Origin of the sequence: Mycolicibacterium canariasense (assembly GCF_002101555.1) — a bacterium.
Lineage (GTDB): Bacteria > Actinomycetota > Actinomycetes > Mycobacteriales > Mycobacteriaceae > Mycobacterium > Mycobacterium canariasense.
This window is the reverse complement of sequence record NZ_LQOL01000024.1, coordinates 33471-53680: the sequence shown is the minus strand read 5'-3', so window position 1 is coordinate 53680 and position 20210 is coordinate 33471. Positions and strand designations below refer to the sequence as shown.

Here is a 20210-nt window from a genome sequence, read left to right as displayed (position 1 = left end):
TCCAGGCCGAGTTCCTCGGCGTGGCTCTGCAGGAAGTCTCGGATCTGGTCGCCCAGCTGCATCTGGTCCGGCCCGATGGGGATGTCGATCGACAGCCCGGCGTCGTGGGTGCCCGGCGCGGTGTTGTTGTCGCGGCTGCCGCCGATCGGGCCGCGCAGCTGGCTGCCGAAGATCTGCTCGACGAGGGATGCGGCCATCCGGGACTGCGGGCCGGACGGCACGCTGCCGGTGTCCTTGAGCATCGTCGGCGCCGCGAGGCTCAGTCCGGCCGGGCCCATCGCCGATGCGGCGTAGCTATAGGCCTGCTGCGGGTCGATGCCGGTGAACCGGGGCCCGAACGCGCCCTGGGCGCCGGCGATGCCGATCGCACCGTATCCGCCCTTGGACGGGTTGACCGCCGAGATGGCGCCCAGCTGGCCGAGCAGCGGCGCCGCGGCGAGGTTCGCGACGAACTTGGTGAGGTTCTCGGCCAGGCCGGGGAGACCGCGCGACAGGCCGAAGTCCTGGTCCAGTTTCGCGCCGACGTCGCCGAGCTGGTCGGCCATCGAGTTGAGCTGCTTGAGGCCCTTCTCGGCCGCCGACTGCCGCGCCTCAGTCAGCCGCATCTCGGCTTCGTGCCGGTCCTGCTCGGCGCGGGCCACGTCGTTGCGGGCGTCCTGGATGTCGCGGTCCGTGGCCACGTTGGACGTGAGCAGCTGGTTGAGGCGGGCTTTCTTCTCCTCGACCTTGAATTGGGCGTCGTACAGCGAGTTCTCGGCCGATGTCAGCGCCGCGGTGGGCGCGGTGCTGGCCGGCGGCGTGTACGGCAGCACGGGGGCATCGGGCAGCTTCGGCCCGCCGCCGCTGCCGGAGCTCGCGCCCTTGTTGATCGGTCGGCCAGTCCACGGGTCGATGTCGCCGATGCCGCCGCGGCCACCGAGGCTTCCGATTCCCTGCGGTGCGCCTGCACCGCCGCCGCCGAACGGGTTTCGGAATGATCCCCCCGCTCGGCCGCCGGGAGCCCCGCCCGCGGCGCCGCCTGCGCCGCCGCCCGTCTTGGGTACGACGGCGCCCATCTTTGGGCCGCCGTCGCCGCGGATGTAGGCGAGTGCGTCGGAGATCGCCGTCACCGTCGTCAGCAGCGGCGACATCGCACTCATCAACAGACCCACCTTGCGCGACGCATCTTCGATCGCGGGCGCCCACAGCGTGAAGAACGGCGACATATGTTCCACGACAGTCGAAATCGTCGGCATGATGTCCGCGAGGATCTGCGTCGCGTCGACGATCATCGGCATGATCTTTTCGCCGATCGGCGCCATGCCCACGAACGCCTGCAGGACATTCACCGTGGCCTCGCCGAGCTGCTCCATCGTGTCCAGCCCGGTCTGAATCCACTGGTCCAGCTGGCCCGAGTTGGACGCCTCGGTGATGAACTTTGCGAATGAGTCAGCGGCCCTCGACGCTGCCGCGGCCAACGAAGGCAAGAAATCCGAGCCGACACTGGTCAACTGAACGAACGCATCAGTCATCGACGCCGCGGCCGGGGCCAGCTTCTGGAACGCTGTCGCTATGTTCCCGGTGATGTTCTCGATCGCGCCGGCCGTCTCGGGCGTCATCAGCTGCGCGGTGACGCCCGAGAACATGTCATTGAACGCCGACGCAACACCGGTCGTCATCTGCTGAATAGCGGGCATGAATCGGTCGGCCAGCTGATCGATCTGCGCACCGACGTTGGCGAACAGGGCATCCTGCGTCGCGTTCTTCAACTGATCGAACGCCGGAAGCAACCCCCGCAGAGACAACGCAGCGTCACGCGCATTCGGCGACAACGCCTTGATCGCCTCGGTGAACTTCTCAGTGTCCCTGATGTTCTCGAGCGCGTCACCGAACCCGAGTGTCGCGATTTTCAGGGTGCCGAACGCCGCCGCGGCACCACCGACCACGCCAGGCAGCAGACCGATCACACCCGATGCCGCCGCAGCCGCCCCTGCCAGCCCGGTGATGCCCGCAACGAGCGCACCGACCGCGGCCGGGCCGCCGACGCTGCTGAGATTCCGGAACGTGGATGCCAACTGCGTGACGCCCCCCGCGGCGGCGCCGGACGCCTGGGACAGATCCAGCAAATCCCGGTTGTTGTCCCGGTGGATTCGCGTCGCTTCCCGAATGGCGGCGGCCTCAGCGCGTTTAGCCTTGGCCAGAGCCTCCGACCGCTCGATCTTCTGGCGATCGGTGGCATCTGACTTTTTCAGTACCTCGTCGTACTTCGCTTGCTCAGAGCGAGTTTTGCCAATGGCGTCTGCGACCTTGTCGACCGCCTTTTCCATTCGCTGCGCTGACCGTTCCACCTTTGGCGATGACCGCTCGATGCCAGCCGAGAGCTTCTCGCCGAACGCCCGGCCGGCTCGGTCGCCAGCCTGGTCATACGTGTCATGGAGCTTGTCGGCGTCGCGGCGAATACCACGCTCATCGAGGCGGGTGTAGACGTCCATGTGGATTGCCACGCCTACCCCTCTCCTGGGAACATGATCAGACCGCCGCCAGCCTCGACGGCCTGGCGATCGGCGATGATTTGCTTAATTCGCTTGACCGGCAAGAACGTTCGCTCGCCGTATTCCTCATGCTCAGCACGTGGGAACTTGCCCGAGCGGAACAGCGCAGCAATGTTGGCGATCTGCGCCAGCATCTGCTTCCACTCCGGCCGCTCACCGTCGCGGAGTGCATCCGCGACGGCGCCATCCTCAGGAGCGAATTCGACAGTGACCGTGCGAACTTCGTTCTCGTGGTCTTCGTCGATCGTGACGCCGAACAGCTCCAGCAGCTCGAACGATGACATTGCGCCGGAATGCCAATCGGCAATCCGACGGTGGAAGAACCGCTGAAGGTCAGACGCTATCCGGCGCGGGAACAGCCGCCAGAACGCCAGTGCTTCCCACACTTTTGTCGTCGGCATCAGCTCGCTTCGCTACGCCGTTGCGCAGGTCCTTGAGTAGTTGCACGAGTTCGGAGGGTGATCCGCCAGCGTCTTCGAATTCCTGGTACTTGTCACCGAGGACGATTTGGGCGACCTGGATCTCGTACGGCGGCTCGACCAGCTTCGTGATGCCCTCGGCGTTGGTCTCCTGGTACGGCTCGATGTAGTCACCCACCTGCACAAACGCGCCCGTGTAGGTTTCGATCTTCGTGCCGTCCTTCTGCTCGATGATCCGGCGCTGTTCGGGGATGTTCCGGTCCGGCCACTTGTCGCACTGGTTCATCCGGTGGTGCAGCTCGGTGTATGCCCTGAGCTGCTTTGCGTTGAAGAACAACGGATTACGGACCTGGAAGTCGCTCCCGTTTTCCGTCGTGATGGTCCCCGAGCGTGCGAACGACTGGTTGGCGTCCGCTTGGGCTTGGGCGTTCTGGTCCTGGTCCTCGGCCATGTGGGTTTCTCCTCGACTACACCCCTCGGCTCTGGTTGAAAGTCCCCGGCGGGCGGTAGCCGAGGAAGACCCGCCCGCCGGGAACGATCACTAGGGCTGCGTCACCGAGTTCGACACGGCCGACACCGCGGTCACGTCGTCGTCGTCGGTCACCTCGACCTGGTAGAACGACGTGGTGGCTGTGGTGAGCCCGGTCAGGCCCAGGGTCACAAAGCCATTGGCGACGTTCGTCGAGCCGACCACCGCGTCCGTCGGAGCGGCCATGTCCTCGGTGGCCGACTTCTTGACCGCGTAGGTGTACGGCGACTTGCCGCCCAGCGGCTGCTCGAACACCAGGTTGGCCGTCGTCGCGGCCGTCGGCGTGCCGACCGGGCGGGGCGGCACGAACGTCAGGCCGGGGGTGTCGTATTCCTCCCATGCCTCGCCGGCGACCCACATGCACGAAATCAGCGGCTGCCCCTTGGTACCGATGAAGTTCGGGTCGATCAGGCGGGTGAACTTCAGCTCAGCGGCGGTCGGGTCGGTCTTGCTGCCCTGCAGGTTGCCGATCTCGGAGCGGACCGCCCGGGACAGGCCGAACGCGGTCCGCTCGGGCAGGCCAGCGGCCTTGTCTTCGTGGATCAGGATGAACTGACGTTCCACGAAGTCGATCTCGTCGGACTCCTCGACCACGTAGGTGGCGCCGGCCTTCGACGGGTGCAGGATGTTGGTCAGCGGCAGATCGTTCAGCAGCCGGTGGAGCACCCGGTTGTTCTCGAAACCGGTGAACACCACGCGCTTTTCACGCGATGTCATGTCGACGCGAGCCGGATCGATCGACTGCAGGATCTCCAGCGCATCCACGTTGGTGTCGTGCTCCTGCACGAAGCCGTCGGGGTTGACGCAGCCGATCTTGTGGAACCCGTGGTTGGCTGCCTGGTTGTACACCTGCCGGCGGTTGACGATCTTGACGGCGAGCAGGTCGTCGCGCCAGTTTCCGTCGGCTGCGAACGGGGAAACGAAGTCCCCGCCGGGGCTGATGTCCGTTGCGAGCCCGGCGAAGTCGCGGACCAGAAGCGACCACTTGCCGCCACGCCGGACACGCAGGGCGTTGAATCGGGCCAGTGCCGAGTCGGTGAGACTGACGCCGGTAGCCGGTTGAGGCATAGTGCTGTCCTTTCGGATGATGAACCCGGAGTGGATCCGGCGTTTTTGCGGCAGGGCGCCGCGCACCACAGCCCCGAATTGGGCTGCGGTGAAACTGGTTCTCGGCTAAGAGGTGGTTCGGACGTACGACAGGCCGATGGAATATCGGGCCAACCTGCAGAGGACCTGGTCGTCTGCAAAATCAATCCAGTGCGGCGACTCGACGACGTTCACATAGTCGAAGTTCACGATTCGGCCGCCGGGGATGTGGATGTCCACTTGCTCGCGGGCCAGCGTCAGCATCCACTCGTGCGTGTCTGCGCTGTTCTCCATGGCGGCTTTCTCGCCAAGGTTCTTGTCGCACAACGTCCTGACGCTGACCAGCTGGTCTGACAGCCCGTACTCGGCCCGCTCGGTGCCTCCTGGGATGTTGCGCACCAGATTCATTGGCAGCGGATCACGCGCCGGCCGGCGGCCGATCGCTGTCCGACGCAGCCCGCTCAAGTAGGCGACCAGCGCCTCTTCGACATCGTCCGGTGCTTCACCGAGCGCGCTCACCCGTCGACCTCGACGCCACCGTCGAGGGTGCCGCCGTGGCGGTGCGCCACCTTCCCGAAGGGCGCAAACTCAGGGGTGGGAGTGTCGGGCCCGAACGGCGACTTGGAATCGGGCGGGTCTGCCTCGGTGCCGTATTCGATGAACGCGAAGTACCAGAGCCGCGACCCGACCCACCACGCCGGCAGTCCGTCATGGTCGGGTCGCTTTTCCAGTTCGACAGATGCCGCAGCTCGCCCTGTGCGCACGGGTGTTTCGGCGCGGACCTCGTCGCGGATCGCCTCGGCGCCCTCTTTCGACTTCAGCTTGAGTTCAGCGTCACGGCGGATCTTCGACTCGATCTCGCGCTGAATCTCGCTGCTGGGAGTCGTCGTCATCGCTTGCGGGCGTGAGCCTTTTCAGCGTTCAGCCAGGCCTCGACATCGGCGTTGTAGGCGTTCTCGGCCGCCAGCCAGTCGGCCAGGTTCGCCCCGGCGTCGGCGCCGGCCGGGGACAGCCGGTCCACCGACTGACCGAGTGCCTCGGCGGTCGCGGCGTCGAGTTCCACCACGGCGCCGGGCTCGGTGTGCTGCACGCCCACCCCGTCGACGGCGTACGCGCACGGTTCGAGAATCTGGTACTTGGCCATTACGACACCTGCCTTTGAGAGAGGACGGTCACCTTGAACGGCGACCCGTCCATGTCGGTGTGGTGCTGCGGTCCCGCAATCACCTTGAAAGTCGCGTCGCCTTCGCGTATTTCGCTGTCGACGGTCATCGCCAGCACCGCCGGTACGGGTGGCACGGTGGACTTCCACACCATGGTTCCGACGTTGATGCCGTACTCCGCGATCTCCTTCGCCGACAGCGGACGGTGACGGCATCCCGGCACCACGGTCTTATTCTCGGCCGGCTCCCGCATGCCCAGGGTGTCGGGCGGACCATTGTCGGTGAAGTTCACGACCAGCAGCGTCTGGCCGCCGAAGGTCTGCGGGACGGGGACGGTCATGTCTCGCTGACGTCCAGTGCCCAGCCGCCGGCCCGGGTGGTCACCGCGATGGTGGTATCACCGGTGGGCTTTCCGACGAGCATGGGCTGCATCGCCAGCGCCAGGGCTTGGATCGCGCACACGGCCCACGGTTGGAAGGTCCCGCCGGCGGCCTTCTTGAGCGACCCCTGGATGTCGTCGAGGCTGGGCAGCTCGCCGCGCCGGGGACTCACCTCGGCGTCCATCACGATGTTGCCGTCGACCTCAATCTTGATGTGGCTCATGCTTCTCCCAGCGCGGCCAGCGCGCGACGGGGAATGACGACGTGGTCGCCCTTCCCGATGGTGATGGACAGGGCGGCGGGCTCGTGCTGGGCGTCGGGATGGATGTGGATGACGCGTCGGCCGTCGGGTGCATCGGCGGCGTCTTGGCGCAGCTGCAGCGCGTCGCCCTTCTCCATCAGTTCGAAGCGGGTTTCGAGCAGGTGCACCGCGGCCTCGGCGATGAGTGTGGCTGTAGCGCCGATGAATTCCTCGGCCTGCTCGTCGGACATTCCGGTGTTCCGGAATCCGGGCATGGGGATGAGGCGCTCGGGGGTCTGGTCGTCGCCGGGGTGCGGCAGGCCCGTGCGCAGACCGTCGGCGAGCATCGTCACTGCCTGGCGGTTCACGACGGGGTCCCCTTACCGGCCTTGATGTCGTTGATGAACGCGTCGAAGTCGCCCTTGATCATGGTGACCAGGTCGCCGGCACTCATGGCTTTGATCAGGTCCTCAGCGGCCTTGATCGGATCCTCGACATTGGTGTTGCCGGCCAACCAGGTGCCCACGACACCGACGCCGCGCAGGCGTACGTGTTCGGACTTAACCCACTCGGCCAGCACTTCCGCGGTGGTGGGTGCGGGCATGGTGCTCCTTGGATTCAGGTGTAGATGATGCGGCGGTAGGAATCGAGCCAGCTGGTGTTCAGGGCCTCTTCCACGTCGCGATCGGACCAGTTGTATTCGACGTCGTCGACTCGCTTCTTGGTCAGCGCGCCGCCGGAACCCCGCGCCTCCGAGGACATTCCGACGCTCAAAGCGACCTTGTCGACGCAGGTGAGGACGGCCAGGTCGAAATCTGGTGCGGTCTCGTGGCCGTGCGTCATGGTGACAGCGATGGCGCCGTACTGGTCGGTCCAACAAGCGCCGGATCGCTTGCGCACCAAACCCATCGACTTGGACACACGAAGCTGCGTCTGGGTGTCGATCGCGACGCCGTCCTCGACGATCGAGACGTTGATGATCTTGCGGGTCGGCAACGCGAGGACATGTCCGCCGTGGCCGTCCAGCTCCAGCACCTCGTCGTCGACGACCGGGGTTACGTGCCACCCGCAGTAATTGCGGGCGGCACGCAACGCCGCGTCGAACAGTCGCTGCACTTCGACGTCTTCCGCCTGCAAGCGGCCCTTGGTGTAGGCCTCGACGTCGGCGTAGCTCAGTGCAGCCATCAGGCGGTTACGCCCGTGCCGGCGGGGCGGTGGACCCGGCTGCCAGCAGGGCGACGGCGGACAGCACGCCGCCGGTTGTCGCATCCGCGGTGGTGACCTTGAGGCGTACGTACCGCTGGGTGCCGACCACGTAGCCGAGCTGGGCGACGGTGTTGCTCTTGGTGTTGTCGACCACCACGGGACCGCCCTGCACCCGGTCGGCCGGGACGTCGGACCAGTCGGCGCCGTTGGCGGAATGCTGCAGCGCGACGGTGTGTGTGCCGTCGGTGACGGCGCCCGCGGTCACCACGAACAGCGCGGTGCGAAAGTTGTTCTTGAACAGAGCGAGGTCGATCGACGCTCCGTTCACGGTGGCGTCGTCGTCGAGCGCTCCCGACGGCAGAGCGAGCACGGCCAGGCTCTGGGTATGCAGGGTGTTCATCAGTTCTTTCCTTCCTGGGGGCGCTGGCGGCGGCCAGCGGCGCGCGGTGCGGCCTGGGACTCGTGCGTCTCGGCCTTCTTGTCCGCGTCGTCACCGGCGCTCGACGCCGCGGCGGTGGTCGCACCCTGGTGCTCTTCCTCGGCCAGCAGCCAGGCCTGGACGTCTTCCTCGTACTGCTTCTCCGCGGCCAGCCATGCCTCAACGTCGGCGGCGGCCGGCTGCGGGGCTCGCCGCTCGCCGGGCGCGGCCGTGGCGGTCTCGGTGCCGGGGCGGTCCGTGCCCTGCACGGGGGCGAAGTACGACGCGTGCGTCGCCAGGATTGGATGGTCGTCGTCGACCTGCGATCCGCCGGGGTAGATCGTCCCCGCGAATTCGAAGGCATTGATGCAGCGGTGGCTCATGTGCAGCTCTTTCCTTGCGGCGGTGGGGAGCTGCGCAGCTCCCGACGCGGTTTCGGGGGTGGGGCTGCGCGGTTGGGGGCGCACCTCGTGGGAGCGCCCCCAACCGCACAGCAGGTGACTACGTGACGTTCAGAACCCGGAAGGCCGAGTCGTTCACGGAGTCGGCGCCGACACGGATCCACGCGTGCCAGCCGGCCTTGCCGACCGGACGGCCGTTGGGCCCGAACAGCTGCGGGATGTAGGACAGCGTGGTGCCCAGGCGGTCGGCGATCACGTAGTTCTGGAAATCGCCGTACGCCAGCACCAGGTTGTCCTGGCCCGCGTTGATGACACCGTCCATCGCCTCCGCGACGTAATCCGGCCGGCCCAGCAGTTCCTGCTTCCGGCCGTCGGCCAGCTGGCCCCACAGCGCGGAGCCGCCGTTGGTGTCGAACTGACGCATCTTGCTGTAGATGCCGCGGTGGGCCAGCCAGGATGCGTTGAACGCGTACCGCTGCGGCAGCGCCGCGTCCAGGTTGTGCACGTCACCGACGGCGAACGTGTCGGTGCCAGCCGAGGGCACGACCGACGGGGTGCCGGTCAGGGCGGTGATGATGCCGGTCGGCTGCCCGACACCGGAGCCGGTGACGAACGCGATGGACTCCTTGACCTCCTTCTCGAAGGCGATCATCTTCGAGATCTCGTCGGCCAGGCCCGGTGCGTCCATCTGCAGCTCGTGCGAGAACGGCACGAAGATCTGCAGCTTGTGCACCGGAATTTCGGGCTGCTCCAGCGACGGTGCGTCGTCGGAGACCTCTTCACCCTCACCGTCCCACGAACCGGTCACGCCGGCCGACGAGATGCCCTTCCAGACGTCGCCGGTGGCCTGCACTACCCGGGCGATCTGCCGCACCTGGTTGAACGAACCGTTGGCGGTGATGATGATCGTCGGGTCCAGCTGCATGGGAACCATGAAGCCGCCCTGGTTGTCCGTCAGACTCATCGCGCGGGTGTAGGCCTCACGCTCTTCGTCGTTCAGCACCGCGGCTTCACCGCGGGACCGGACGAGCTTGATGAACGCCTTCGAGTACGCCGGCGAGGTGGTGGCCAGCACGAGGCGGGCGACCGGGGTGTCGGTGTCGGCGTCCCGCTCGATGTAGCGGGTGCAGACCTCGCGAACCTTGTCGTCGGCGAACTCCATCCGCTCGACCGCGGACTTGGCTCGGGAACGCAGTTCGGATGCGGCGCTGTCGCCGTAACCCATCCGCATTTCCGAGATGTCCCACGGGTCGCGGTACTTGCCCGTCAGTTCGGGGGCACCGAAGCGCTTCTGGTCGACGATGTCGACGTCGCCACTGGGGCGACGGTCGACGCGAGCAGCCTCGTCGGCCGGTGTCGACGTGGACACGCCGACACCGGACGCGGCGCGGACCTCGGCCAGTGCGGCGTCGTGCTCGAGGTCCAAGCGGTGCTGGTGCACCTCGCGGAACTCTTCCAGCAGCGGCTGTACCGCGGCCATGTCCTCGGGCGTCTTGTCCTTCTTGTTCTTCAGACGCTCCAGTTCGTCCTGGATGTCCTTCTCTCGGTTGAGAGACTCTTTGTGGGTGCGAGCCATCGCAATAACTCCTAAACATTCGTGGGAGGCGGGGTCGCCTCCCGGGTGTTTCTGACGAGGTCGAACGCGCCTTGGAACAGCCGCTCGACAGCTGCCGCGCGGGCGGCGTCGACGGGGTCATCCGTGGCGGGTGGTGCATCGGAATGGGAGTCGGATTCGTGCTCTCCGGCCGAGTCGTCGGTGGATCGCGGCGAATCGTCTGCGTGCTCTCCGGCCGAGTCGGTGGATTGCGGCGCAGCGTTGTCCTCATCCGAGTGCTCGACGGCCCCGTCATCGGGGGTGTCTCGCGGCTCTTCATCGGACGCTTCCCCCGAAGGGGCTGGGGTCAGCGCGCGCAGCGCTGACTCCACGAGCAGCAACTTGCGTTGCTCCTCAGGCTTATTCAGGCGGTCCAGGTTCAAATGGACCGTGCCGTCGGCGGCGGTGAGCTTCGCGCGCACCGCGGCCGAAGTGCCGTCGTAGGCCGGCCACACGACGGGGCCCACCTCGGCGACGCGGACTTCCTTGAGAATGCGCAGCAGCGGGGTTCGTTCGGGCTGCTCACCGTAGTACAGGATCCGCTTGACGTCTTCGGGCTTGACCGTCTTGCCGTCCTTATCACGCCACTCGTCGCGAACAACGCTGAACCGGAAGCTCATTCCGTCGATCGCGCCGGAGGCGATCGCTTCGCGGATCAGGTCGATGATGATGTGCTCACCGAGCCGGGCCTGGACGTACAGGCCTCGGTCGTCCTCGTGGATGTCCTCGATCATCCCGATCGGGATCGAACCGATGAGTGGGTGGTGGCCGTGGTCGAACTGGAACTTGGGCGTGCGTTCGCGCAGCGACTTCCGGAACGCGCCGGGCGCGATCTGCTCGTCGAAATCGCCCTCCCACGAGTTGATTCGGGTCGGCGAGTTGAACACGGCACCGTAGCCGACGAACGTGCGGCCGTCGTTCTGCTCGTCGTCAGCAGCATCGGCGGCACGCAGGAAGGTGAAGTCGACGGACCGGACGAGGTTCTCGCGCGGCAGCTCCTTGGGCTTGGTCAGTTGGGCAGTGCTCACGGTTCCTCCTCGGTGCTGCCTGCTGGGAGTGCGGGCTGCTCGGCGGGTGTAATCAGTTCGAGGATTCGGCGCACCTCAGCGAGCGTGATGTCGGCGCCGCGGCCCTGATCGTCCTGGGACTGTTGGCCGTTCGTGCTCCCGGGTGGTTGCAGCTGGACGGAGTACCGGCCGCTGTGCTTCAGCAGACGCAGGTCGTTGGACTCGACGGCCAGCACCACCGAGTCGGGCTCGTAGCCGGCGGTGATGTACGAGTTGATGGTCGACGCCTTGATCGCGGCGATCGCGGCGGCGTCTTTCTCGTCCTCACGCAGGAACGGGACGTCGGTGGAGTCGTACCAGAGTCGCGTGCTGTCGCTGGGCACCGTCAGTACGCGTTCCATGGTTCCGGATGCGTTCTGCCACAACGGGTGGATGGTGCCGTCAGCGAATCGGCGGCGGGCCTGCGAGTAGTTGGAGTAGGTGCTGGATTCCAGGCCCTTGCTCAGGCCGGCGATGACTGGCGGGACACCAGCGGCGGCGGCGACGCGGACTTCACCGCCGCCGCGCACATTGGCGAAGTCGATTTCCTTGAGGTGAGCGCCAGCGATTGTCACCTCGGCACCCGGGTACAGGTGCAGCGTCTTGCCAGAGTTGCCAGGGCCGGCGTGCTTGTCCTCGAACTCGGCGACCCACGCCTTGACGGCTTCCTGCGTCGCGCCCTTGACACCCGAGACCCCGGCGAAGTGCCGGATGACCATGTTCGGGGTGGCCGCGTTGTCCATGTACTTGGTCTGGTGGTTCGTCATGGCCTGATCGGCTTGGATCTCGCGCAGAATCGGCGTCAGCCATGACATTCCGGCGGCTACGTCCGAAAGCGGATCGGGGATCGGCGCGAAGTGCGCGACCTCGTCTACCGTGAAGGCGACTGGTTCGATCTTGCTGTCGGACTGGTGCCAACCGCCCTCGTTGTACAGGTAGCCGATCTTCACCCAACCGACTTGCCCGTCACCGCGGTTCAGGTCGGTCGCGCGGCCAGTCTGGTTCATGTACCGGCGCTGCCCGACGATCCGGACCCAGTCCGGCCGCAGCCGCACCAGCTCGTCGCCCTGCCGCACCCAGTACGAGTTACCGGCAAGGTCGGCATCCTGGATCAGCCGAGACAGCAAGTCCTGGGTGGTGCCGCCGCCCCATGGCCGTTCCAGCACGCGCAGCTCGCGGTTACCGAAGGTGTCCGACGGCGATCCGTTGAGCATCTGCTGCCACTGGAACCGCATGCCGGAGAACACCAACTGGCGGGCCAGCATGCAGGAGAACACCACTCCGTTGGCCTGGTAGGCGCCGCGGGTGAGGCCTTCGAAGTTGTTCGCCGGCCGCTCGGTGGCCTTCCCGTCCGACAGCGTCTCCTTATAGCCGCTACCGGGGTAGCCGAACCCGCCATACATGAACGAATTCAGCTGCGCCGCATACTGTTCGAGCGTGATCTGACCGGCCCGCTCAGCGCTGACCCCGAGCTTGAACCGCGACAGCAGGTTCACTGCTGGCTACGAGCTTCCCGCGGCCGGACACGCTGGGCCACCGACTGGCCCGCGACGGGGTCGTACAGAACGACCACCGCGACGAGCAGCAACACGCCGCCAACGAGCAGACCCCACCCGACACCGAACTGCACAACAACGCCCGCGACAATGGCGGCCAGTGCGAGAGTCCCAAGGGGCAGAGCTTGTTTCGGCGTCACGACATGAATCCCCATACTTCCGTCTCTTGCGGCTGCTCGTGGAGAAGTCCCCACGTCAGGCCGATCAGTCCTTGCAGCGGATACACATCGGTCGGCGACCGGATCGGGTCCAGCACCCACGCGCCCTTGGACAGGAACTTCACGTGCGCCGACGTCGCGGCGGCGTCCAAACCTGGGTGCGGGAGGTGCCACAGCTTGCGCTGCTCCGGGTTCTTCTCGTCCCGGTCCAGCAGGTCGAACACGTCACTACATCCGACGTGCTCATCGGCACCACCCCACGGGATCACCCGCAGGTCAGCCGATTTGCCGTCGCTCAGGGTGGCGCCTTCGATCGCGTCGATCAGCGATGTCGCCGGGGCGCCGCTGGACTGCACGACGACCGCGGTGAACGTGTCCCGGTTCTCCACCAGCCACGGGACCACCCAGTCCACGCCGGCGCGGTCGGCCATGATGCCGGCGACCACGTCGCCGTCCTCGGTGAAGCCGCCCCGCGCGATGTACGCCCGCGACCGCGACATGTTCACGGCCACCGACACCATCAGCGGGCTGTCCTCGGCCGGCCGCTGAGCGTCGGCCTGCGACACCGACCAGGCGCCCTCGGGGAACGGCCCGGCGTCGGCCATCGCCACCCAGCGGCACAGCACCTCGATCTCGAACTGAATCGGCGGGTTGGCCCGCAGCGCCGCCGCGATCGCCCGGTCGGTGACGCACTCCGGAACGATGTCTGTGTGGTTCATCGACGGGTTGGCCTGCGCCCACGCGTTCGGGTCCGTGCGCTTCGCCGTTGGCGGCGCTGACCATTCGAAGAACCCCAGCACCTCGTCGTCGTCGCCGAGCTCGGAGAGGTATTCCTCCATCTCAGCGTCGAGCGCGTCCAGGACCTCGGCGTCGTCGTCGCCGTCCGGCCACCCCAGCGCGCGGTGCGCCTGCGCCCGCAGGAACCGCAGCACCACGCTCAGCGCGTCACCAGCGTTCGAGAATGCCCACGCCTGGCCACGCGGCCGGGCGTTCATCGCGTTCGTGACCGCCGACCAGGCATCCCACGACTGGTGTTCCCGCAGCTCGTCCAGCAGGATCAGATCGCCCGAGAACCCGCGCCCACCGCGGCGGGTAGCCGACGCCACCCGGTACTCGCGGAACCACGGCGTCTCTTCGGTTTTCGCCAATCGCATGAACTTCGGGTGACCCTGGTCGATCTTCTCGATCAGATCGGCCAGTTCCTCGTCGTCCTGGGCCATCTCGACGGCCTCACCCCACGCCGCCTCCGACCGGGCGAGATCCTGCGCGGTGCCGATCACCATCGGCGAGTCCTGGTCGTACAGGTGCCACAACGCCAGCACCGTCATGACCAGCGTCTTGCCGTTCTGCCGACCGACGAGCACGACGATGAACCGGAACCGGTACGAGAACAGCCCGTCCGGGCCCACCGGCGCGGTCAGCTCCAGCGCGTGGATCAGCAGCCACTTCTGCCAGGGGAACAGCCGCAGGCCCAGGATCAGCTCGGCGAACGCGATCGCCGCGTACCCGTTGGTCGTCCGGCCGATCCCGTACTCGTCGCCGGGCACCAGCGGCTGCAGCGGCTTGGTGAAGACGCGCGGCGTCTCACTGCCGAGCAGCTGCGGACGCTCAGCGGTGGCGGTCGGCACGTCAGCCCGTCGCCGACTCCGGTCGCGTCATCCGACGCACCGACGCCAACTTCCCGGTCTTCTTGTCCGCGCCCTTGCGCAGCTTGTCGACCATCTCCGACAGCCGGGCCGACGCCTGCGGGTGCTGACCGATCGCCCGCGGGTTGTCCAGCAGCCGCGCCAGCGCGTACGCGATTTCGGCCTCACCGGGCCGAGCCTCGACCGTCGAGAGGCCGGCCAGCTGCGTCCGGATCGCGGCCTCGACGGGCCCGTAACCGGCGGGGGCTGGACTGTGTGAGGGCTCCTGCGCGGGCGCCGCCGCGCGCGGACTGTGCAGCACAGCAACCGGTGACGGCTTGCTGCCGCCGGTCGCTTTCTGTTCGTTCTTTGCCTGCTTCCGTGCACGCTGATAATCGCGTTCTGCCTGCACACACAGGTCGCAGCGGCAGCCGGAGTTGTATCGGCTGCGAGTGCCATGCTCAGCAGCCATACCTCCCACCTTCCGCTACCAGCAAACAATGTCGACGGGCTAGCAAACTCTGATTTCCAGCAAATCTGACGGCCCGCCCAGGTCGGCCGCCCTCACATGTGTCCCGGGACGGCCTCCGCGAAACTCGATGGCTGCGCAGGGGTCTGGTCCTGGGCCCCCTCCTTCGACGCCGACCCACCCCCCCAGGGGGCCGGGGGCCGCGGGGGTCAGGTCCAGCAAACTCCGACGGCGACCCAGCAAACTTTCGTTCGGGCCGAGTTACCAGGCGGGCTGGACCCATTCGCCTTGTTGGGGTGCTGCCTTCGCGCCGCGAGAGCCGTTGCACTTCGAGTGCGAGGGCCGCAGGTTCGACCTCATGAAGGCGAGGTCGGGGCGGATGGCCACGGGCTGGTAGTGGTCAGCCTCGAATGCCGGCGGCGTGCGGGCCGGGGCTTCGTAGTCGATCGGCTGGTTGCAGATGTGGCATGGCCGGCCGTACGTGCCATCGGGGTTGCGGTGCCGCTGGCACTCGTCCTTGAACTCTTGGGCCAGGACGCGCCAGGCGTGGCTGGATCGGATCTTGCGGGCCTCGTCGCGCTGTGCGCCGGTGTTCTCTCGGTACCAGCGCTTGACAGCGGCCTGCATCTGTTGGGGCCGCTCGGCCTTGGCTCGGGCCAGCACGGTGTCCATGCCAGGGTCGATGGTGATGACCTCGGCGCCGAGTCGGTCGTACTTGGCGAGCAGCTCGGGGCTGGGCGTGGAGTGGATGACGTACACGTCGACGGCGCCGGATACGCCGATGGCGGTGTCGATGGCTGCCTGTCGTGCGGCCTTGGTGACGGCCTTGACGTGGACGGGGTGGTCGTGGCCGACGCCGTCGGTGCGTGGGGTGAGCACCGAGGCTATGGCGTCGTAGTCAATGGTGATGTCGCCGGGCTGGGCGTGGTTGCGGACCCAGGTGGACTTACCGCTGGCGGGCGGGCCGGTGACGACGTACAGCGCCACGGGTCTGGTCAGTCCGGGTTGGATGCCTGGGTGTCGAAGGTCTCCAGCATGCCTTCGACGTGCGCTGCGGGCGTGGAGTCGGTGAACACCACGTCGTCGGGGTGGGCAAGGGCGAAGTGCTCACGCAGCCGCTGGGGTCCGTCGATGACGCGGGGCGTGATGTTGAAGACCGCTGCCTCGCGGTCCTTGGACACCTGGCGCTGTGAGCCGTCGAGCTTGAGTTCCACCGCGATGGGGATTCGGGTGTCGCACGCGGGGTGCGGGCATGGGAAGTCGACGGTGCCGGGCATCAGACGCGCTCGGTCTTGTCGGGGCTGGCGCCGACTGTGGTCCGGAGGTATTCCTTGGCGAGGCTGGCCAGGTGTTGGCCGAGCTGCTCGGCTATACCGGGCAGGCCAGCACTGACGCCCAGGGTTCCGGGGACAGGGACACCGATGCCGGGGCGTTCGACGCGGGGCCGGACGATGGCGCCGATGGTGGCGGCCAGGGCGTCCTCGAGGTGGTGCACCGCGATGGCCTGCTCACGCGGAGCGTGCTCGGACACAGCGACAACCATCTCGACCAGCTGCTTGAAGTCCCGGCGGACGACGTCGAGCGTCCTGTGGACGTTGGCATCGGTCGGGGTGTGCAGATCGAAGCGGCGGTCGATCTCAGCCTGAGTGATTCCCATGGGCGGTCTCCTTGGTGTTCGGCTTCTCGCCGCGCGGTTGCCGCGCAGCGCCGCCCTCACCGCCAAGGAGCGGGTCGTGGGTGTGCACGCGGGGATCCGGTGCGCGGGCTTGCCCGAGCTAGGAAACGGGTTTGACGCATGCCGCGCGGCGAGAAGGTGGGGGCGCTTACCTGGCGTCGGGGAAGTACGTCAGGGCTGTGCCCGAATGACGAAAGCCCCGGAGACCGGAGTCTCTCGGGGCTTTAGGGCACAGCTGTGCCTGCCGTAGTTATAACACGTTATGCAGGGCGGATGTGGCTTGGTGGGTGGATGTGTGTGTCGGTGTGTCGTACACAGGGGGTGGGTGTGCACACGGGGGTTGCGCGCCGGTTGCGTTGGGGTGGATGATGGCGAGTATGTACGACATACCCGTTGCGCTTTGCCGGGTATGTATGACATACTGGTGTCATGCCGCAGAAAGTCATCCTCCCCGCCAGCATCCGCCGCAAGCACGGCGTCAACAAGCGCAACGCGCTCGCCGTCATGCGGAACTGCAGCGCACCGGTGGCCCAGGAAAGCGGCAGCGTCCTCTACACCGGACGCGACACCAACGGCCGTCTCACCGAAATCGGTGTCATCGACGGCCGTGAGGGCGGCAACGTCCTCGTGATCATTCACGCACTACCTCTGGAGTGGGAACGATGAGCAGCAACGACCGCGACATGGCCGACTACGTGATCGGCGACGACGCCGAAATCGAAGAGGTCGACAACCTTGACGAACGCGACATCTACGTCGACGGTGAACACCTCACCGAAGCGCGGCTGGCCGAGCTCAACGCGGCAGCAGAGCAGGAGGCCGAGCAGCGGCGGCGCGGCGGCCTGGTCCCCGGCGGCAAGTCACTCTCCGGCGACGGCAGCCACTCGCCGATCGTGCAAACCCGGGTGGCCAAGACCACCAAGCAGCACCTCGAAGAGATCGCGAAGAGCCACGGCATGGGGGTGTCCAAGTTCGTTCGGCCGGCGGTCGAGGACCAGGTGGCGTACTTCGTGCTGTGGGAGCAGTCGTTCGACGGTGCGGCCTACGAGTGGGTACGGCTCAACAAGGCCTTGCCCTTGAGCGAAGCAGAGACGACATTCGAGCACTTCCGGCAGCTCGCAGCGACCCACGGGTATCGGCGCGTGCAGATCCGACGCGGCCGCGACCTGGTCGTCAAGCAGTGGCCGAACGCAGCCTGATGATAGGTGGCCTCAGCGGGGCGACGTGGTTGGTCGCAGATTCTCCTGCGCTCGACACCGATGCGTGAGATGGTGCGGCGGTGAGCAACGTGACAGATTCGAACCCCACGGGCATAACCGAATTCGACATCCGTGACTGGGCAGCACAGCCCGAGTGGCAGCAGATTGCGCAGCTGGTCAACGGCATGGTCCGGCGCGTGGGCCGCGAGGAAGCCATCGGGTTACCGGATGAGTACGCGTGGGCCGCGCGCAGGACTACCTTGCCGATGCGCTGTCGCATCTGGCCCGCGCCATCGGCTTCATGGACTCGTGTGGGGAATGCGACCGCCGGCTCGAGCTGGATAAGCCGGACGAATGGGTCAACTCGTCGACGCCGCCATATCGCACCGAGATCGACGGAAACACGCTGCACGGCAGATATCGGTGCGCAGCCGGCCACGAATGGACCTGCGGTTACGCGTTGACGACACCGGGGCTGTTCTAACACTCACCGCGGATCTCGCGGGCCCGCTTGAGCACAGCGGCCATCATCGAGCGCTGCAGTTCGTAGTCATCGTCAAAGTCCGGCACCGATGACAGCAGCTCGGCGAACTGCGCGGTGAGCTTGGCCTTGGCGCCATGGGTTTCGAGCACCTCTTCGGCCACCCCGAGTGCGATCTTGTTGAGCGCCTGCTCGAAGGCCTGTTGCAACGGCGACGGCGGCTGATACGAGTGGTACGAGCTGGCTTTGGGTGGCTGGGTGATCAGGTACTGCAGCGCGCCTTCGATCAGGCGTTCCTTCGTGTCGGCCGACAGCGAGTCGAGGATGGCCTTGGACAGGACTGCCGACAGTTCGCCGGCGGGGATCTTCAGCTCGGTCACGGTGGTATCTCCTTGGGTGAGTAGTGGTTACACGTCGCTGAGGCGCAGCGGCAGGCGTCGGTTCTCGTAGTGCGGCATCCACCTGCGGCACTCGACGGTCAGGTCCGCTTCCCTGAGGACGTCGCGCATCGCGTCAGCCACGCTCTGGCGCCGGAGGTCGGGCCGACCGTATGTCGGCTGAGCGGACATCCACGGCTGCGTCGCGATGAGGAACTCAACGAACGGCTTGATCACGTGGCCGATGCCGACGTCGGCGTTGGGGTGCTCGGTGACGCCCGGCGCGGTCAACGGCACCCACGTGTGCCCGGTGTCCGGCGGGCACGGTCCGAGGTAGTCCCACGTCGCGGTGTGCGGGCCGGCCGCGTGGCGGTGGAAGCGGTTGCCGACGGCCGCGGCGGCCGACTCGGCGGCCGGCCCCAGCGGGACCTCCAGGCGCCACCAGCGCGAATCACTGGCGCTGTACGGCTCCCATGACCGTTCGCGCGCCGCGATGCGCTGCGCCAGCGCGAACGCTTCCAGCAGGTCCGGGATCCACCGGGCGGTGAACGCGCCGGTGAGCTGGCCCCACTCTATGGTCCCGACCGGGCGCACCGTGAGCAGGCGGACGCCGGTCTCCTGGTGGGTCAGGTCATGCCAGCCGCCGGGCCGGTACTGAGCGACGATCACCGTTCGTCCTTCCGTTCGGCGTGGGCTCGCAGCTCGTCGAGGGCGGCCTGGGCGGCGTCGAAGTCGCCGCCGTCGGCCACCAGGACGATGCGGTTGGACCTGGCGTATAGGCAGGCGGTCGCGCGGTCGACGCGGGCCCGCGCGACCCGGCCGCGTTCGATGCTCAGCACGTCGATCACCCCTTCACCTGGTCGCCGAGGTGGCCGTCGGCGTTGCATATCCATCCGCGGTGGTCGCGGCTCCAGCCGGTCGAAATGGCTTGGGCCTCAGCGTCTTGTTGGCTCGTGGCTTCGACCGTGAGGTCACAGGGGCATGGTCCGTGCCCGTCGGGGTACCAGCCGTCACACGTGAGCTTGAACCGCAGGATCTGCTGGATAGTCATGGGAGCTTCCGTTCGCCGTTGACAATGACCGTGACCGGGCAGGTTTTCCGGGTGCTCTGCACGGTCAGGACCGGGCGGCCTTGCTCGGTGTCGACCTCGATGCGGACCTCGGTGCGGGTTCCGTCGTCCTGCAGCACCACCAGCTCGGCGACCTCTCCGTCCGTGATCGCTAACCGCATCGTTCGATCACCGTCCTTACACGTCACTCAGGCAGGGCATGCACACGTAGGCGGTGCCGTAGTCGGGAACCTCCAGCGCGCGGGCGTCCTCGTCGCCGCACAGAGCGCAGGGCTGCCGGGGCTGCAGTTCGACGTGTCGACAGTGTTCGCAGCGTCGGAAGTCGTCGCGGGTGCGCGGCAGGTGCGTCCAGCCCGACCACAGGTGGTCGCACGCCGCGACCTCGGGCGGCAACGGACGCACCGGCGCCGAGGGAACCGGCGCCGGGACCGCGACCACCCTGGGTGGCTGGTACGAGCCGGGGCAACGTCCGCGGCCGGTGACTCCGTGGGCGCGCACTGTGCCGTCGGCGCGCAGCGCGTACACCCCGACGCAACCGCTACAGTCAGCCTTCACCGCGGCAGCACGTGCGGCAACGCTCATGGTCA

31 protein-coding genes and 1 pseudogene are annotated in these 20210 nt (G+C 67.0%); 3 read left to right on the top strand and 29 right to left on the bottom strand.

All coding sequences use genetic code 11. The features are described 5' to 3' along the window. The 23 genes and pseudogenes from AWB94_RS03600 to AWB94_RS03495 all read right to left on the bottom strand — a co-directional run. Window positions 1-2483 (bottom strand): annotated as a pseudogene (locus AWB94_RS03600) (hypothetical protein); the annotation flags it as partial. A 2-nt stretch (window positions 2484-2485) separates the two neighbouring features. Beyond that, window positions 2486-2815, bottom strand: coding sequence for a hypothetical protein (locus AWB94_RS03595; protein WP_085122327.1), 330 nt, complete (start codon window positions 2813-2815; stop codon window positions 2486-2488). A gap of 49 nt (window positions 2816-2864) precedes the next feature. Further along, on the bottom strand, window positions 2865-3401 hold the full coding sequence (locus AWB94_RS03590; RefSeq protein WP_085122325.1) for a hypothetical protein: 537 nt from the start codon (window positions 3399-3401) through the stop codon (window positions 2865-2867). Window positions 3402-3491: 90 nt separating this feature from the next. Beyond that, window positions 3492-4547: a hypothetical protein gene (locus tag AWB94_RS03585; RefSeq protein ID WP_085122345.1), complete on the bottom strand. Its 1056-nt coding sequence runs from the start codon at window positions 4545-4547 to the stop codon at window positions 3492-3494. Window positions 4548-4652: 105 nt separating this feature from the next. Continuing rightward, window positions 4653-5084: a hypothetical protein gene (locus AWB94_RS03580; protein WP_085122323.1), complete on the bottom strand. Its 432-nt coding sequence runs from the start codon at window positions 5082-5084 to the stop codon at window positions 4653-4655. Continuing rightward, window positions 5081-5458, bottom strand: coding sequence for an HK97-gp10 family putative phage morphogenesis protein (locus tag AWB94_RS03575; protein WP_085122321.1), 378 nt, complete (start codon window positions 5456-5458; stop codon window positions 5081-5083). The genes AWB94_RS03580 and AWB94_RS03575 overlap by 4 nt, the downstream gene beginning before the upstream one ends. Further along, window positions 5455-5709, bottom strand: a complete 255-nt coding sequence (locus AWB94_RS03570; RefSeq protein ID WP_085122319.1) for a hypothetical protein — start codon at window positions 5707-5709, stop codon at window positions 5455-5457. Before AWB94_RS03570 ends, AWB94_RS03575 begins: the two co-directional genes overlap by 4 nt. Next, window positions 5709-6068 carry a hypothetical protein gene (locus tag AWB94_RS03565; RefSeq protein ID WP_085122317.1) on the bottom strand — a complete coding sequence of 120 codons (360 nt, stop codon included), beginning with the start codon at window positions 6066-6068 and terminating at the stop codon, window positions 5709-5711. The genes AWB94_RS03570 and AWB94_RS03565 overlap by 1 nt, the downstream gene beginning before the upstream one ends. After that, the gene (locus AWB94_RS03560) at window positions 6065-6331 is read right to left on the bottom strand and encodes a hypothetical protein (protein WP_085122315.1); all 267 of its coding nucleotides are present in this window, start codon (window positions 6329-6331) and stop codon (window positions 6065-6067) included. Before AWB94_RS03560 ends, AWB94_RS03565 begins: the two co-directional genes overlap by 4 nt. Continuing rightward, window positions 6328-6717: a hypothetical protein gene (locus tag AWB94_RS03555; protein ID WP_234811607.1), complete on the bottom strand. Its 390-nt coding sequence runs from the start codon at window positions 6715-6717 to the stop codon at window positions 6328-6330. The genes AWB94_RS03560 and AWB94_RS03555 overlap by 4 nt, the downstream gene beginning before the upstream one ends. After that, window positions 6714-6953: a hypothetical protein gene (locus AWB94_RS03550; RefSeq protein ID WP_085122313.1), complete on the bottom strand. Its 240-nt coding sequence runs from the start codon at window positions 6951-6953 to the stop codon at window positions 6714-6716. Before AWB94_RS03550 ends, AWB94_RS03555 begins: the two co-directional genes overlap by 4 nt. A 14-nt stretch (window positions 6954-6967) precedes the next feature. Further along, a complete protein-coding gene (locus AWB94_RS03545) occupies window positions 6968-7534 on the bottom strand; it encodes a hypothetical protein (protein WP_085122311.1) in 567 nt (188 codons plus the stop codon). A 7-nt stretch (window positions 7535-7541) separates the two neighbouring features. After that, window positions 7542-7955 (bottom strand): hypothetical protein, encoded by a 414-nt coding sequence (locus AWB94_RS03540; protein WP_234811606.1) that lies wholly within the window; start codon window positions 7953-7955, stop codon window positions 7542-7544. Beyond that, complete coding sequence (locus AWB94_RS35475; protein WP_085122307.1) at window positions 7955-8356, bottom strand: hypothetical protein; 402 nt, start codon at window positions 8354-8356, stop codon at window positions 7955-7957. The genes AWB94_RS03540 and AWB94_RS35475 overlap by 1 nt, the downstream gene beginning before the upstream one ends. A 118-nt stretch (window positions 8357-8474) precedes the next feature. Then, entirely contained in the window at window positions 8475-9950 is a 1476-nt protein-coding gene (locus tag AWB94_RS03530; RefSeq protein ID WP_085122305.1) for a phage major capsid protein, read from the bottom strand. 11 nt (window positions 9951-9961) lie between these two features. Then, window positions 9962-10996: an HK97 family phage prohead protease gene (locus AWB94_RS03525; protein ID WP_234811605.1), complete on the bottom strand. Its 1035-nt coding sequence runs from the start codon at window positions 10994-10996 to the stop codon at window positions 9962-9964. After that, window positions 10993-12510, bottom strand: a complete 1518-nt coding sequence (locus tag AWB94_RS03520) for a phage portal protein (RefSeq protein ID WP_234811604.1) — start codon at window positions 12508-12510, stop codon at window positions 10993-10995. Before AWB94_RS03520 ends, AWB94_RS03525 begins: the two co-directional genes overlap by 4 nt. Next, entirely contained in the window at window positions 12507-12710 is a 204-nt protein-coding gene (locus AWB94_RS34485) for a hypothetical protein (RefSeq protein ID WP_133058209.1), read from the bottom strand. The genes AWB94_RS03520 and AWB94_RS34485 overlap by 4 nt, the downstream gene beginning before the upstream one ends. Further along, window positions 12707-14356 (bottom strand): terminase large subunit domain-containing protein, encoded by a 1650-nt coding sequence (locus tag AWB94_RS03515; protein ID WP_085122303.1) that lies wholly within the window; start codon window positions 14354-14356, stop codon window positions 12707-12709. The genes AWB94_RS34485 and AWB94_RS03515 overlap by 4 nt, the downstream gene beginning before the upstream one ends. 1 nt (window position 14357) lies before the next feature. Beyond that, window positions 14358-14825, bottom strand: coding sequence for a hypothetical protein (locus AWB94_RS35665; protein WP_234811603.1), 468 nt, complete (start codon window positions 14823-14825; stop codon window positions 14358-14360). Between the two features lie 258 nt (window positions 14826-15083). Next, on the bottom strand, window positions 15084-15809 hold the full coding sequence (locus tag AWB94_RS35660) for an AAA family ATPase (protein WP_234811602.1): 726 nt from the start codon (window positions 15807-15809) through the stop codon (window positions 15084-15086). 8 nt (window positions 15810-15817) lie between these two features. Then, a complete protein-coding gene (locus AWB94_RS03500) occupies window positions 15818-16099 on the bottom strand; it encodes a hypothetical protein (protein ID WP_085122301.1) in 282 nt (93 codons plus the stop codon). Next, window positions 16099-16479 (bottom strand): Acb2/Tad1 domain-containing protein, encoded by a 381-nt coding sequence (locus AWB94_RS03495; RefSeq protein ID WP_085122300.1) that lies wholly within the window; start codon window positions 16477-16479, stop codon window positions 16099-16101. Before AWB94_RS03495 ends, AWB94_RS03500 begins: the two co-directional genes overlap by 1 nt. A gap of 447 nt (window positions 16480-16926) precedes the next feature. On the opposite strand from AWB94_RS03495, the gene AWB94_RS03490 reads away from it, so the two are divergent. From AWB94_RS03490 to AWB94_RS03480, 3 genes are all read left to right on the top strand, one after another. Then, the gene (locus AWB94_RS03490; protein WP_085122298.1) at window positions 16927-17163 is read left to right on the top strand and encodes a hypothetical protein; all 237 of its coding nucleotides are present in this window, start codon (window positions 16927-16929) and stop codon (window positions 17161-17163) included. Beyond that, window positions 17160-17696, top strand: coding sequence for a hypothetical protein (locus AWB94_RS03485; protein ID WP_085122296.1), 537 nt, complete (start codon window positions 17160-17162; stop codon window positions 17694-17696). Before AWB94_RS03490 ends, AWB94_RS03485 begins: the two co-directional genes overlap by 4 nt. 238 nt (window positions 17697-17934) lie before the next feature. Continuing rightward, a complete protein-coding gene (locus tag AWB94_RS03480; RefSeq protein ID WP_062659680.1) occupies window positions 17935-18180 on the top strand; it encodes a hypothetical protein in 246 nt (81 codons plus the stop codon). Here the strand turns inward: AWB94_RS03480 and AWB94_RS03475 are convergent. The 6 genes from AWB94_RS03475 to AWB94_RS03450 are packed head-to-tail and all read right to left on the bottom strand — an operon-like array spanning window position 18177 to window position 20205. Then, window positions 18177-18557: a hypothetical protein gene (locus AWB94_RS03475; protein WP_085122294.1), complete on the bottom strand. Its 381-nt coding sequence runs from the start codon at window positions 18555-18557 to the stop codon at window positions 18177-18179. The genes AWB94_RS03480 and AWB94_RS03475 overlap by 4 nt on opposite strands. A gap of 27 nt (window positions 18558-18584) precedes the next feature. Further along, window positions 18585-19223, bottom strand: coding sequence for a hypothetical protein (locus AWB94_RS03470; protein WP_085122292.1), 639 nt, complete (start codon window positions 19221-19223; stop codon window positions 18585-18587). Next, window positions 19220-19402, bottom strand: a complete 183-nt coding sequence (locus AWB94_RS03465; protein ID WP_085122290.1) for a hypothetical protein — start codon at window positions 19400-19402, stop codon at window positions 19220-19222. The genes AWB94_RS03470 and AWB94_RS03465 overlap by 4 nt, the downstream gene beginning before the upstream one ends. Then, window positions 19399-19605 (bottom strand): hypothetical protein, encoded by a 207-nt coding sequence (locus AWB94_RS03460; RefSeq protein WP_085122288.1) that lies wholly within the window; start codon window positions 19603-19605, stop codon window positions 19399-19401. Before AWB94_RS03460 ends, AWB94_RS03465 begins: the two co-directional genes overlap by 4 nt. Continuing rightward, window positions 19602-19784, bottom strand: coding sequence for a hypothetical protein (locus AWB94_RS03455; RefSeq protein ID WP_085122286.1), 183 nt, complete (start codon window positions 19782-19784; stop codon window positions 19602-19604). Before AWB94_RS03455 ends, AWB94_RS03460 begins: the two co-directional genes overlap by 4 nt. 16 nt (window positions 19785-19800) lie before the next feature. Next, a complete protein-coding gene (locus tag AWB94_RS03450) occupies window positions 19801-20205 on the bottom strand; it encodes a hypothetical protein (protein ID WP_133058208.1) in 405 nt (134 codons plus the stop codon). Window positions 20206-20210 lie beyond the last annotated feature (5 nt).